This is a genomic window from Chryseobacterium sp. VD8 (genome assembly GCF_037149975.1).
In the GTDB taxonomy this organism is placed as follows: Bacteria; Bacteroidota; Bacteroidia; order Flavobacteriales; family Weeksellaceae; genus Chryseobacterium; species Chryseobacterium indicum.
On sequence record NZ_JBBCQL010000016.1, the window covers coordinates 1 to 13784 of the forward strand.

Below are 13784 nucleotides of genomic sequence, written 5' to 3' on the forward strand. Positions count from 1 at the left end.
GTTGCCTCCGGATCTGCTTCTGCAATTTTATTCGCCATGTAAAGATTACACGGAGCCGTATTTTTGAGCAGAGGTTCACCCACAATATTTTCCTGCGGAATTTCCGGCAATTGCTGATGCGAAAGCTCTACATACTCTTTATTCGTTATAACAAATATATTTTCATTAGGAATAATTCTGCTGATCCTGTCATAGGTCTGCTGAATCATGGTGCGTCCCACTCCTAAAATATCCTGAAACTGTTTCGGAAATTTCTGCGTGCTCATAGGCCAGAATCTACTTCCGATTCCACCTGCCATAATGACGCAATATCTGTTTGATTTTGACATTCTTATGTGTATTTTTCTACTCTCGCCAAAGGCTTGAAAGAATACTTTCTTCCTGTAGCCAAGTTCTTACAAAGATAGTTTTTTTTAATTAGACCTTCTAAAAGGTATTTTTCATTTCGGTAGATAAAGAAATCCCCTTTTTGAAGCGTTTCAATAAACACAAGTGTATCGTCCTGTTTTTCAGCGTGAAAATATTTTACCAGCTCCGGACTTGCCATAAAATTGGCTTTCGGAGATTTCGAAAATTTAACAATGACAGGTCTTAAATCTTCTTCATATACTTCAAGACTCTGCAAAAGCATCTGCCTGAACGTGTGTTTCCATTCGTTTCCGTGCGGAGAAATTCTTCTGCCATATTTTTCAAAAGCAATAAGGTGCGCTAATTCATGGGTTAACACAAAGAAAAATAATTGCGGAACCAATGTGGAATTAATCGTAATCTCATGAGAATGATCCGGAAGTTTACGATAATCTCCCAGTTTGGAATTCCTGTTGCGTGTGACTTTTATATGAATATAATAGTCTGCAAACCATATCTTTAAATATTGAAGTGTGTTTTGCGGTAAATATTTTTCTAATGACTGAATAGACATGTTACAAACTTAATGGAATTCCGGCATAGAAATTCAACAATTTAAGACTGAAAACATAATTATATTTTGCCTGCGCTACGGAACCCTGTGCATTGGCGTAATTGTTTCTTGCAACATTCACGTCATAAATCGTAGATCTTCCCGCTGCATAACTTTTATCTGCAAATTCCAGCGCAAGTTTTGTGCTTTTTTCAGCCTGAAGTGATGAAAGATATATTTCATAATTCGCGTCCACATCGAACTGTGCTTTCTGAACATTCTGCCTTACTGTCTGTTTCTGTTGTTCCAAAGTTACTTTAGCCAGACTTTCATTCAGTTTAGACTGTTCTACCTGAAGTTTTGTAATTCCTTTATTGAAGATCGGGATATTAACAGAAAGGGCTGCCTGCTGTCCGAAATTATCTTTATATTGAGAAAAGAATCCCTGTTCTTTCACATAGAAAAGAGCAGAGCCTACATTATCTGTATTTAAAAGGTTATTGTAGAAAGATCCTATTCCTGCACTTGCTGTAACAGTTGGCCAAAAAGCGGTTTTAGAAACTTCTGTCTGTGCTTCTGCGGCTTTTATTCTACTTTCTGCAGCTTTTACCTGTGGTTGCGTTTCGTAAGCTGTCGTTAAAACCTCATCTACTGATTTTAGCTGAGGAGCCAGTTGATCTGAAACATTTACATCTTCTACATCGAAATCTTTATATTCCTGAAGCTGTAAAAGCTGTGCTAAAGCAAACAAGCTTCTTCCTACATTAATTTCGGCAGTTTTCAGGTTTTGTTTTTCTCTTGCCAGTCCGGCTTCTGCTTCCGCTAAAACCGTTTGTGCCGTTGTTCCGATCTCCGTGGTAATTTTTGATCTGTCGTATTGCTTCTGAGCGTTTTCAACAGCTGCCTGAGAAATTTTTACAATTTCTTTATTCAGTAATGTTGTTAAATACTGCTGTGCAATCTGAAGAGAAATATCGTTTTTAATGGTTTCGATATCATATTGGCTGGCTTCAACATCAAATTCTGTTTTCCTGATGGTTTTTTCAAGCCTTCCGTTATTGTAAACCAAAATATCTGCGCCAAGATTTGCGCTGTTACTGAATCTGTCGTTTCTTAAACTTCCCGTACCAAAAGAAGTCTGCCCGAAACTCACCGTATTCCCCACAGAACCGGAAACAGACGGAAGATAGTTTTTCTTTGCAATTTTCAGATTCAGATCCTGAGACTGTTTCGAATATTCATTTTGGATCACCTGAAGATTATGTTTTGTCGCATAATCCACACATTCTCTCAAAGACCATTTTTTCTGGGCATTTACAGCCAGACAAGATAATCCCAAAATAATAGTCAAAACCTTTTTCATACTCTATATATTTTTCCCTATTAGACGAAGTAAATATAAAAAAGTTACAGTTTTAATATTTCTTTTTAAAAAACTTTTGAGAATTTTGTATCATGACAAACGAACAGTATCAGGAAGCGGTAGAATGGCTTTTCGTGCAGGCTCCTAATTATCAGACAGACGGGCAGAAAGCTTACAAGCCGGGATTGGACAATATTATAAAACTTTGCGATTTTTTTGGAAATCCTCAGGAAAAGATAAAATGTATTCACATTGGCGGAACGAACGGCAAAGGTTCTTCCAGTAATATGCTGGCTTCGGTTCTGCAGGAATCGGGATATAAAGTAGGTCTGTATAATTCTCCCCATCTCATTGATTTTACAGAGCGAATTAAAGTTAACGGAAAAAACTGCGACAAGGAATTTGTATTTAATTTCATCCGGAAACTGAAAAATCTTCCTGACAATATTCGTCCTTCCTTTTTCGAATTTACCACGATCATGGCTTTTGAATATTTTTATCAGCATAATGTAGAGTTTGCGATTATAGAAGTCGGTTTAGGAGGCAGACTGGATTCTACCAATATCATTAAACCTTTGGTTTCAGCCATTACGAATGTACAGCTGGATCACCAGAATATTTTAGGAGATACCATTGAAGAAATTGCAGGAGAAAAAGCAGGAATCGTAAAAGCGGGAGTTCCTGTTATTTCCGGAGATGAAAACGAAGCCGTAAAGAATATTATTAAAAATAAAGCTGATGAAGAAAATGCAACTTTTGTTGATGCTACCCTCCTAAAAACAGATTTAAAATCTGACTTAAAGGGAAATTATCAAGAGAAAAACATTAAGGTCGTATTATGTTTAATTGATGAATTAAGAAAATTAAATTACACCATTTTCGATGAAAATATTGAAAAAGGGCTTCTTCATGTTCACCAAAACACAGGATTTATCGGTCGATGGTTCCAGTTTTCAGAAAATCCATTGACGATTTGCGACACAGGACACAATCAGGCAGGTCTGGAATATGTTTTTTCACAATTAAACTCCATCGATAAGCACAAACATATTATTTTAGGCTTCGTAAATGACAAAAAAATAGACGACGTTATGAAAATTTTACCTGATAATTCTCGGTTTTATTTTGCAAAACCAGCCATCCATCGCGGAAGACATCCTGAAGATTATGAAAATTTACTGGTTGATGCGAAAATTTTTTACAAAATTTTCGATTCCGTACAGCAGGCGTATCTTTCTGCAAAAGAGGAATGTACAAATGAAGAAATGATTTTTATCGGCGGAAGCAATTTTGTAGTGGGAGAATTTTTAGAAAAAAATTTGGAGATTTCTAAATAAGTCGTATATTTGCACCACTCTAATCGAGGAAACAACGATAAAGAGGGTTCTTAGCTCAGTTGGTTCAGAGCATCTGGTTTACACCCAGAGGGTCGGGGGTTCGAATCCCTCAGGACCCACAGAAAAGGAAACGAAACCTTTTAAAAAAATTCGGGTTCTTAGCTCAGTTGGTTCAGAGCATCTGGTTTACACCCAGAGGGTCGGGGGTTCGAATCCCTCAGGACCCACAGAAATCTCTCTTTTTTAAGGGAGATTTTTTTGTTTTTATATCTTCTGTGTAAGACTGATTAAAAAAAGCCTCCACAGAATCGGAAGGCCCTATTTATAAAATCTTTTCCACTATTTTCTTTACATGAAGTTCTTCCAGACAAGCCCAGTCTCCGCGATAGCATTCTTTATCTCCAAAAACAGAACAAGGTCTGCAGGTAAGATCTTTCACCTGAACCACATCTTCTTCCCTTTGTCCGAATCCTAAAAAGCCCGCAAAAGGATGAGTCTGTCCCCAAACGGAAACGCATCTTGTACCCATAAGACTAGCGAGGTGCATATTTGCAGAATCCATGGAAACCATCAATTCTAACTGAGAAATTTTATGCAATTCCTCTTCAAGGCTCAACTTTCCGGCTAAACTGAAGGTATTCGGGATTTCTCTCTCCCACTGCTCCAGCGTTTCGGTTTCAGATTTTCCTCCTCCGAAAAAATATACCGTCTGTTTTTGTGCTAAAATTTTAGCCAGCTCAAAAGATTTTTCAAGCGGAAGCATTTTTCCTCGATGCTGAGCAAAAGGTGCAAATCCAATTCCAGATTTCTCAATAGAAATAGGTCTCAATTTATGAGAAAGTTCAACCTTAAAGCCCATGTCCCGAAAAACATCCGCATAACGTTCTACGGTTTTCTTAAGCTGAACTTTATTTAAATTCCATACATTCGTAAGGTCTTCTTTTTCTTCCTTTCCTTTATTGATTTTGAATACTTTAAGCCCTTTTCTTCTGTAAATTTTATCCAGAATTTTAGTGCGGATTACATCATGGAGATTAGCAATAAGATCCGGATGAAACTCTTTAATCAATTCATTGGCAAGACGCCTCAATCCGAAGAACCCTTTATAATCATCAAGGTTCACTCCTTTGAATATAACATTCGGAATATCAGCAAATAAAGCTTCAAAATTCTTTCGGGAAACCATTACAATTTCCACATCCGGATTTTGCTCTAAAAACTCACGGAAGACGGGAGCTGTCATCGCAACATCTCCAAAAGCAGAAAAACGGTATGCTAAAATTCGTGTCACAGATTAAGACTTCAGCTGATATGCGACTGCGTAAAATTTAATCTGCTTCGTCATAGCCATTAAACCATTGGCTCTGGAAGGAGAAAGAAACTCCTGCAAACCAATTTCAGAAATAAACTCAAAATCAGAGTCCAGAATTTCCTGTGTAGAATGACCGCTGTAAATGCTTACCAGAAGCGAAACAATACCTTTCGGCAAAATCCCGTCCGAATCTGCCTTAAAAAACAGCTTTCCATCCTTAAATTCGGCATCAATCCAGACTTTACTCTGACAGCCTTTAATCAGGTTTTCTTCCGTTTTCTTGTCATCAGAAAGACCTTTCAGCTCTTTTCCAAGATCGATAATATATTCGTATTTCTGCTCCCAGTCTTCAAGAAAAGCAAATTCGTCGATGATTTCCTGCTGTTTTTCTTTAATAGTCATTGTAAACCGATTTCTTTCTGCAAAGATAGCCAAATTTAAAATATGCTTCATTTATTTGGAGCTCTTCCCGCTTTCTGCTGTATCTTTTTTGTCCGTTCTTTTCCCATGCAAAAAAGGATGTCGCGGCAATCGGGGCTAAAATTAAAGTCATCAATATCAAATATTTGACATAGCTAAACTTGTCTTTCTGAAAAAACATAAAATAATATGAATAAACCGTCTCAAAAGAATCAAACTTAGATCCTTGTAGGATGACAAACTTAGTAGAGTTATCTAATGAGAAGCTTTTTCAAAAAGCTGTAAGATTTTGGTTTCCTCGTTTTCCCAACAAAATACCTTTGCCGCTTTTTCAAGCTCAGTTTTATAGTTTAGGCGTCCCCTTTCAAGAACTTTATTCAAAGCCGCAGCTATTTTCTCCGGATCATGATCTGTAACAACTTCACCTATATCAAACTGCTTTTTTATACGAAGCATTTCAGGGAAATTGATCATTACCAACGGTACTCTGGATTGTATATAATCGCAGACTTTATTGGGAAGGGAATAATAATAGCTTACTCCGTTGTTTTCTTCAAGACTGAATCCCGTATCTGCCGTTTTCGTCACTTCTCTAAGATTTTCCGGCTTTAGTTTTCCAAGAAATACAACTTTATCCTGAAGTTTTTCCTTTATGACAAGATTTTCATACTCTTTTTTCTTAGGACCATCTCCGGCAATTTTGAGAACGGCATTCTGAATAGAATGCATAGCAATGATGACTTTATCAATTCCACGGGATTGGTTAACAGCTCCCTGATAAAGAATTATTTTAGGATTATTTTCCGGAATTTCGGGAGTAGAAATAATTTCTCTTGGAATATTTCTTACAACAACAGGATCTACTTTATATTTTTCCTTAAACCATTCGGCATAGCTTTCACTCTCTGTCATCATGAATTTAATTTTGGGCACAATGCTTTTTTCCAATACCCTCCAAACCTTTTGTGAAAGCTTATTCTGTATTGCAGGCATTTCCGTAAAAATTTCATGACTATCAAAAACCAAAGGAATATTTAATTTTTTTGAAATAAGATAATTTGGCAGAAGCGCATCTATATCATTGGCATGAAGAATTGTATTTTTGTCAGCTTTTTTCTTTAATTCCTTATAAAGCTTCCAGTTAAATTCAAAATATGCCGTTTTTAAAGTCTTAGATTTTATTTTTATTCTTTCAAACGGATACGGGCGCTCCATTTTTTCGTTTCCTCCCCAGTCATTCCCTATAAGTTCTATATTATACCCGCTGTCGAAAAGGGTTTTGCATACTTTCTCTATTCTCTGATCCGTATAAAGATTGCTGAATGCCGAGGTTATTATTTTCTTCTTCATTAATTTTTCTTACCAAATATTAGATAATACATCTGAATAAAACAGATAAGTCCATTCGGAATAATTACCGGCCAGAGCATCCCGCTAAATATTCCGTAAATGACAAAACATATACAGCCGAACATATTTACGAGCCTGATTTTTCTTACATCTTTCAAGATGAAACTCAACACAATAAAAACAGATGCAGAATATCCTATATAGGTAGCAAAATCAGAATTCATGAATAAAAATTTCGGGAGGACAAACTTAATCATTTTCAATAAGATAATAAATTTTTTTCTGCCATAAAGTCATTTATTGCTTTTTGGTAAAATATTTGTAATTTAGATAATGAATAAATGGCAATGTTGCTTTTATTCTAATGAGATATATTATGGATTATAAGTTTTCACAAGGTTTGAGCCAAGTGTTCAAACAAAGCAAGAGCGAAGCGAAAAGGCTCAAGAGTGAATTTCTTAATACAGAACATCTACTTTTAGGTATTATAAAAACAGAAAACTCTGCAAAAGAAATCCTTCAAAACCTTAATGCGGATCTTACACAAATCAGAAGAAAAATTGAAACTTTAAATACAGCAAGTCTTAATCCTATTTCTGAGGAGGTTACCAATATTTCTTTCACGAAAATGGCAGATCATGCCATTAAACGTGCTGAGCTTGAATGCAGACAATACAAAAGCAATGAAATTAATACCGTTCATCTGCTTTTAGGCATTCTTTATAAATATGAGGACCCTACTTCTACAATATTAGGAGCTTATGATATTGATTACGAAGGAGTTTCAAAAGAATATCAGACTATGTTAAAAAATTCCGGACAGGCACCACAGATGAGTGCTTACGACGACGATGACGAAAGAGAGGACTTCGAGCAGATGAGAAAGCCTACAGGAAACTTAGGTTCTGCAAAAAGCAAAACTCCTACTTTGGATAACTTCGGCAGAGATTTAACTTCTCTGGCGAGAGACGGAAAGCTGGATCCCGTTATCGGTCGTGAAAAAGAAATTGAGAGAGTTTCTCAGATTCTTTCAAGAAGAAAGAAAAATAATCCTTTACTGATCGGTGAACCCGGAGTTGGTAAATCTGCAATTGCAGAAGGTCTGGCTTTAAGAATTCAGCAGAAAAAAGTTTCCAGAGTTCTTTACGGAAAACGCGTAATCACTTTAGACCTTGCAAGTTTAGTTGCGGGAACAAAATACCGTGGTCAGTTTGAAGAGAGAATGAAGGCAATCATGACGGAACTGGAGAAAAACAGAGATGTTATCTTATTCATTGATGAGCTTCACACCATTGTAGGCGCAGGAAGTTCAACAGGTAGTTTAGATGCTTCCAACATGTTCAAACCGGCTTTGGCGAGAGGTGAAATTCAGTGCATCGGAGCGACAACGCTTGATGAATACCGTCAGTATATTGAAAAAGACGGCGCATTAGAAAGAAGATTCCAGAAAGTAATGGTGGAACCTACTTCTATTGATGAAACCGTTCAGATTTTAAACCAGATCAAAGATAAATACGAAGAGCATCATAATGTAATTTATACACCTGAAGCAATTGCTGCGTGTGTAAATCTTACATCAAGATATATTACAGACCGTTTCCTACCGGACAAAGCGATTGATGCGATGGACGAAGCTGGATCACGAGTTTATATCAAAAACATGAAAGTTCCTACCGAAATCATAGATTTTGAAAAGAAAATCGAAGAAATCAAGGAATTAAAACAAAAAGCAGTAAAAGCGCAGGATTATCTGGAAGCGAGAAAACTGAAAGATGAAGAAGAAAGGCTTCAGATGGAATTGAATTCTGCTCAGGATAAATGGGACAAAGATGTAAAAGAGAAAAAAGAAACCGTAACAGAAGAGAATGTGGCGGAAGTAGTTTCTATGATGAGCGGTGTTCCTGTAACGAAAGTTGGTAAAAACGAGCTTGATAAACTTGCCGGAATGGATGGAAACCTGAACGGAAAAGTAATCGGTCAGGAAGATGCGGTGAAAAAAGTTGTGAAAGCAATTCAAAGAAACAGAGCCGGTCTTAAAGATCCAAACCGCCCAATCGGAACCTTTATCTTCTTAGGAACAACCGGAGTTGGTAAAACTGAGTTGGCTAAAGTAATGGCAAGAGAACTCTTCGAATCTGATGAATCTTTAATCAGAATCGATATGAGTGAATACATGGAGAAATTTGCCGTTTCAAGATTGGTAGGTGCGCCTCCGGGATACGTTGGATATGAGGAAGGCGGACAGTTAACCGAAGCCGTAAGAAGAAAACCTTATGCTGTAGTTCTTTTGGATGAGATTGAAAAAGCGCATCCTGATGTATTCAATATCCTGTTGCAGATCTTAGATGAAGGACACGTAACCGACAGTTTAGGAAGAAAGATCGATTTCAGAAATACGATCATTATTCTTACTTCCAATATTGGAACCAGAGATCTTAAAGATTTCGGAGACGGAGTTGGATTCGGAACTTCTGCGAAAAAATCAACAACAGATTCCAGAGCGAGAAGTACGATTGAAAATGCACTTAAAAAAGCATTCTCGCCTGAATTCCTGAACAGAATTGATGATATCGTGATCTTTAATTCTCTTGAAAAAGAAGATATCAAGAAAATCATTGATCTTGAACTGAACAAATTGTATTCAAGATTAGAAAAATTAGGATACAAAGTGGAATTGACTGAAGAAGCAAAAGACTTTATTTCTGAAAAAGGATGGGATAAAGATTTCGGAGCAAGACCATTAAAACGTGCGATCCAGAAATATATTGAAGATTTATTGGCAGAAATGCTGGTAAACAAACAATTGACAGAAGGAGAAACGGTAGTTCTTGATCTGAATGAAGCAAAAGATGGTTTGGCAGGAAAAAGCTCTAAGCCAAAAAAATCTGCCGCAGAAAAGTCTTCTCAATCGTAAGCAAATAATTTAATCATAATAAAAAAGCATCGGGAAACTTCCTGATGCTTTTTTTTAATTTATTTAAACATACTCTTAGCATTTGTAAATCTTAAGTTTTTACTATTTTTACAACTCAATTGAAGAATATGAATATTTCTATATTAGGAACAGGATTTATGGGAAAAAAGCATAAGGCGGTTCTTGAGCAGATTCCCAACATCCACATTAATGCAGAAATAGATTCGCATGCAGAATCTCACTCCAAAACACACTTTCATTCTCTGGAGCATTTTCTGGAAGAAAAATTACATACAGATCTTGTTGTGGTTGCAACACCAAACCATCTGCATTTTCAGCATGCAAAAATATTATTAGAAAACGGATATAACGTACTGATTGAAAAGCCGTTTGTGTTTAACATGGAGCAGGCATCCGCTCTTCGAGAAGCTGCACATCAAAATAACAGCCATGTTTTTCTGGTGATGCAGAACAGATTTTCCCCCGTAACTTTATTCCTAAGCGAAATTGTAGAATCTAAAAAACTAGGAAAGATATATAATATTCAGCTTAACGCTTTTTGGAACAGAGGTGAGCAATATTACATTAAAGATTCATGGAAGGGAAAAAAGAATATGGACGGAGGCATTTTATATACCCAGTTTTCGCATCTTCTGGATCTTTTATGTTACGTTTTTAAGGACGATTTCACTGTTCTTTTCAAAGATTTAACCTCTTTTAGAAATTTTAATATCTCGGAAATTGAAGATACTGCCCTGCTTGTTCTTCAGGGTAAAACAGGAACAAAAGTTTCCGTCAATTTCACGACTTCTGTTTTTGAAAAAAATCAGGAGACTTCGCTCAATATTATCGCAGAAAAAGGCACTCTTAAAATATCAGGGCAATATTTCAATGAAATTACTTTTCAGCATATTGCTGACTGCCCAGATAAATTTGAAATTACATCCACTTCCAATGAGCAAAATCTAAAGGAAATGTATCTGGAAATCTTCAAATCTTTACGAGGCGAAAAAAACAATGCTATTCTACTGAAAGACGGTCTAGATCTGGTTGATCTTCTGGAAAAAATTTATTCCTAAAGTCCTACCACAAATCCTATATTCGGAACTAAACCACTTGAGAAAATACTCGAATTTTCTTTCCATAAAACATTATACATCAAGCCTAACTGTAAATAAGAATTATTTCCGATTCTCTGCATATAACCTCCTCCAAGATAAAGGGCATCTTCATCCGCATTGGCTTTAAAATCATAGAACTTATCTTTATAATTGATGAAATAATGCTGATAATTGGCACTTATAAAAAAGGTTCTTGCAATATAATAATTCAGAAAAGGACCAACTCCAAACATTGTGGAACTGTAAGCATTTGATTTCTGCCAGGAAATACTTCCCAAAACTCCGCCTTCAAGATCCTCCGTAAGTCGGTAACCCACTCTTGGAGCCGCTGAAAGATTAAAGTAATTGTTGCTTCCGAAACCAAATCCGATTCCGCCTCCGAAAGTCCAGCGATTATTATTTTCAGGAGAAGCGTTTACAGCAACCTGAGAAAAAAATAACCCTGAACATGAAACACATAAAGAAATAACCAGTTTTTTCATAATTAAATTGTTTTTATCGATGTCTAAAATTATCACTTTTTTACGAATCTTTTTAATTGTATTTTTGCAGCGTCAAACTAAGAACTCCCGTTAAGAGTTTCGTAAAATTGAAATAACATGAAAGTAGTAGTAGGATTATCCGGAGGTGTGGATTCCAGTGTTACAGCGTATCTGCTGCAACAGCAAGGTCATGAAGTGGTGGCTTTGTTTATGAGAAACTGGAACGATGCTTCGGTAACGCTGGAAGATGAATGTCCGTGGATCGAGGACAGTAATGATGCCTTAATGGTGGCTCAAAAACTTGGAATTCCGTTTCAGGTGATCGATATGAGCGATCTGTACAAAGAAAGAATCGTAGATTATATGTTCGATGAATATCAGAAAGGAAGAACTCCAAATCCTGATGTTCTGTGCAACAGGGAAGTAAAATTCGATGTTTTTATGAAAACGGCAATGTCTCTGGGTGCAGATAAAGTCGCAACCGGACATTACGCAAGAGTAGATTCAACAATCGATGAAAACGGAAAGGAAATTTTCCATCTTCTTGCCGGAAAAGACAACAATAAAGACCAGTCCTACTTCTTATGCCAGTTAAGTCAGGATCAGTTGTCCAAAGCATTATTTCCGATTGGAGAGCTTACAAAACCTCAGGTTAGAGAAATCGCCAAAGAAATCGGCTTGGTAACGGCAGATAAAAAAGATTCTCAGGGATTGTGTTTTATTGGAAAAGTAAGTTTACCGCAGTTTTTACAGCAGCAATTGGTTCCGAAAGAAGGTGAAATAGTGGAAATTTTCAAAGACTCTCCCCTCTTTGCTGAAGAAACGCCTGAATTTTCGTCAAAACAGGAAGAAATGGAATACCTCAGCCGAAAAATCAATTACAAAAAGACAGACGGTAAAGTCATCGGAAAACATCAGGGAGCTCAGTTTTTCACAATTGGACAAAGCAAAGGTTTAGGAATCGGCGGACACAAAGAAAGCTGTTTTATCATTTCCAGAGACATGGAAAACAATATTCTTTTCGTGGGAGAAGGACACCAGTTTCCGGGACTGCTAAAAAAAGCCTTAAAAATTGATAATTCTGAACTGCACTGGGTTCGTGAAGATCTGAGACTGAAAAACGGAGAATCAATGGAAGTAATGGCAAGATTCAGATACAGACAGCCATTGCAGAAAGCAACTTTATATCAGTTTGAAGAAGCATTCTATGTTGAATTTGAAGAACCGCAGTCAGCGATTGCAGAAGGGCAGTTTGCATCGTGGTACATCGGCGAAGAGCTGATCGGAAGCGGAGTTATTTCCTAAAATAAATCTTATCTAAATAATAATCCCGAAGCATTTTTGTTTCGGGTTTTCTGTTTAAAAAATATAAATTTCTATTTCATTTTATGGTTTACATAGAACAAATTAAGAAACACAGATACAATAATTTCCAATATTAAAATCATTAATAAATAACCGATTGGTTTTCCTAAGAAAATTCCTTTAACTAATTTTACGACTCCCAATAAAAATATAGAAATCAGGAAGTAAAAAGTTGTTTTCGAAATGGTTTCTTCAAAAAATTTCAGCGTAAAAACAGAGGCATAAACTCCAAAGACGAGAATTAAATAGAATTTTAGAAAGTAAGAACCTCTCAAAGAAATCGGATCTAAAGTATGGTTGATTGCAATAAGCCAGATCAGACTTATGAGCACCGGAATTGTGTGGATAAGGATTTTTTTCATGTGTCTTGTATTTCGGTTAATCTCCTCCACCTCCGCATCCACCGCATCCGCTTCCACAGCTACTTCCGCAACCGGAGCCTCCGTCACCGTGAGAACTGTCGCTTCCGCAGGTGTAAAAAAATCCTCCGTCGCTTCTGTTATCTCTATTGTCTTTATTGGATTCGTTATTTGTACTGAATGCTTTTATAATCATTACGATCAGCACGAAGACGAAAATAAGAGTCAGGAATATTCCCCAACCTCCGTTATTGTTTTCCATACAGGAATAGATCACCAAAGAACTGCTTAAAAGAATAAAAATTTTAACAAAAGGCGATATTTTTCTCTTTTTTGAAGGAATTTGAACCGGTTTCCAGATATCTTTCGGCGGTTCCTGCTCAAATATTTTCTCATAATTTTCTAAAGTTTCCGCAAACCAGCTTTTATGTTTTTCATTTTCGCCTTCTCCGCCTTGTGATAGTTGATGATGCAGTTTCTGCCGCAAAACTTTCGGACAGAATTCTTCCCAGTAGTTTTGTGTGTAAATGAGATGCATATGCCATACTTTGTCTATAATTTCGCTTGGCGAAGCACCATTTGGAAGTTTGCAGCAGAGATAAACGAATTTTTTGTATTCATCAATCGCTTTTCGGGTAAATGTTTCTGTCCAGTTTTCTTCTTTTGCCAGTTTCTTTGAGAAAGGAAAATTGGCAGCAGATTCATCTAATGAGAATTCCTGAAGCCTGTTCCAGAGAGGATCATTTTGTAATACCATTTTTGTTTCCATTGTTTTAACTTTTAATTTCTACTCAAATATCGTTGGATGTTGAGATATAAAAGTCTTGCAACAGTCTCATTTGGTTTTAAAATTATCTTAT

At 36.5% G+C, this 13784-nt stretch carries 14 protein-coding genes and 2 tRNA genes; 6 read left to right on the forward strand and 10 right to left on the reverse strand.

The window, feature by feature from the left end; translation table 11 throughout:
- The 3 genes from WFK35_RS03325 to WFK35_RS03335 all read right to left on the reverse strand — a co-directional run.
- The coding region (locus WFK35_RS03325; RefSeq protein ID WP_336731335.1) for a sugar phosphate nucleotidyltransferase at positions 1 to 329 on the reverse strand (329 nt) is incomplete at its 3' end.
- 2 nt (positions 330 to 331) lie between these two features.
- Positions 332 to 922, reverse strand: a complete 591-nt coding sequence (locus WFK35_RS03330; protein WP_336731336.1) for a SprT-like domain-containing protein — start codon at positions 920 to 922, stop codon at positions 332 to 334.
- A gap of 1 nt (position 923) precedes the next feature.
- Complete coding sequence (locus tag WFK35_RS03335) at positions 924 to 2264, reverse strand: TolC family protein (RefSeq protein ID WP_214587742.1); 1341 nt, start codon at positions 2262 to 2264, stop codon at positions 924 to 926.
- A gap of 92 nt (positions 2265 to 2356) precedes the next feature.
- Here WFK35_RS03335 and WFK35_RS03340 point away from each other — a divergent pair, with 92 nt between their 5' ends.
- The 3 genes from WFK35_RS03340 to WFK35_RS03350 all read left to right on the forward strand — a co-directional run bounded on the left by WFK35_RS03340 (position 2357) and on the right by WFK35_RS03350 (position 3828).
- Entirely contained in the window at positions 2357 to 3601 is a 1245-nt protein-coding gene (locus tag WFK35_RS03340) for a bifunctional folylpolyglutamate synthase/dihydrofolate synthase (RefSeq protein ID WP_336731338.1), read from the forward strand.
- Positions 3602 to 3645: 44 nt separating this feature from the next.
- Positions 3646 to 3720, forward strand: a tRNA-Val gene (locus tag WFK35_RS03345).
- A gap of 33 nt (positions 3721 to 3753) precedes the next feature.
- Positions 3754 to 3828 (forward strand) — tRNA-Val (locus tag WFK35_RS03350).
- A 95-nt stretch (positions 3829 to 3923) separates the two neighbouring features.
- Here the strand turns inward: WFK35_RS03350 and WFK35_RS03355 are convergent.
- From WFK35_RS03355 to WFK35_RS03370, 4 genes are all read right to left on the reverse strand, one after another.
- Entirely contained in the window at positions 3924 to 4892 is a 969-nt protein-coding gene (locus tag WFK35_RS03355; RefSeq protein WP_336731339.1) for a glycosyltransferase family 9 protein, read from the reverse strand.
- 3 nt (positions 4893 to 4895) lie between these two features.
- On the reverse strand, positions 4896 to 5315 hold the full coding sequence (locus WFK35_RS03360) for a SufE family protein (RefSeq protein ID WP_235132163.1): 420 nt from the start codon (positions 5313 to 5315) through the stop codon (positions 4896 to 4898).
- 273 nt (positions 5316 to 5588) lie between these two features.
- Positions 5589 to 6683 carry a glycosyltransferase gene (locus WFK35_RS03365; RefSeq protein WP_336731340.1) on the reverse strand — a complete coding sequence of 365 codons (1095 nt, stop codon included), beginning with the start codon at positions 6681 to 6683 and terminating at the stop codon, positions 5589 to 5591.
- On the reverse strand, positions 6683 to 6907 hold the full coding sequence (locus WFK35_RS03370) for a uroporphyrinogen decarboxylase (RefSeq protein WP_336689764.1): 225 nt from the start codon (positions 6905 to 6907) through the stop codon (positions 6683 to 6685). Before WFK35_RS03370 ends, WFK35_RS03365 begins: the two co-directional genes overlap by 1 nt.
- Before the next feature lie 152 nt (positions 6908 to 7059).
- Between WFK35_RS03370 and WFK35_RS03375 the strand changes: the two genes are divergently transcribed.
- Positions 7060 to 9597, forward strand: a complete 2538-nt coding sequence (locus WFK35_RS03375) for an ATP-dependent Clp protease ATP-binding subunit (RefSeq protein WP_214587758.1) — start codon at positions 7060 to 7062, stop codon at positions 9595 to 9597.
- Between the two features lie 128 nt (positions 9598 to 9725).
- Positions 9726 to 10676 (forward strand): Gfo/Idh/MocA family protein, encoded by a 951-nt coding sequence (locus WFK35_RS03380; RefSeq protein WP_336689763.1) that lies wholly within the window; start codon positions 9726 to 9728, stop codon positions 10674 to 10676.
- On the opposite strand, the gene WFK35_RS03385 is transcribed toward WFK35_RS03380, so the two are convergent.
- Complete coding sequence (locus tag WFK35_RS03385; protein WP_336731342.1) at positions 10673 to 11200, reverse strand: hypothetical protein; 528 nt, start codon at positions 11198 to 11200, stop codon at positions 10673 to 10675. The genes WFK35_RS03380 and WFK35_RS03385 overlap by 4 nt on opposite strands.
- Positions 11201 to 11317: 117 nt before the next feature.
- Between WFK35_RS03385 and mnmA the strand changes: the two genes are divergently transcribed.
- On the forward strand, positions 11318 to 12505 hold the full coding sequence (gene mnmA / locus WFK35_RS03390; RefSeq protein ID WP_336731343.1) for a tRNA 2-thiouridine(34) synthase MnmA: 1188 nt from the start codon (positions 11318 to 11320) through the stop codon (positions 12503 to 12505).
- A 71-nt stretch (positions 12506 to 12576) separates the two neighbouring features.
- On the opposite strand, the gene WFK35_RS03395 is transcribed toward mnmA, so the two are convergent.
- Positions 12577 to 12927, reverse strand: coding sequence for a hypothetical protein (locus WFK35_RS03395; RefSeq protein WP_336731344.1), 351 nt, complete (start codon positions 12925 to 12927; stop codon positions 12577 to 12579).
- A 16-nt stretch (positions 12928 to 12943) separates the two neighbouring features.
- Positions 12944 to 13693, reverse strand: a complete 750-nt coding sequence (locus WFK35_RS03400) for a glycine-rich domain-containing protein (RefSeq protein WP_336731345.1) — start codon at positions 13691 to 13693, stop codon at positions 12944 to 12946.
- Between the last annotated feature and the right edge of the window lie 91 nt (positions 13694 to 13784).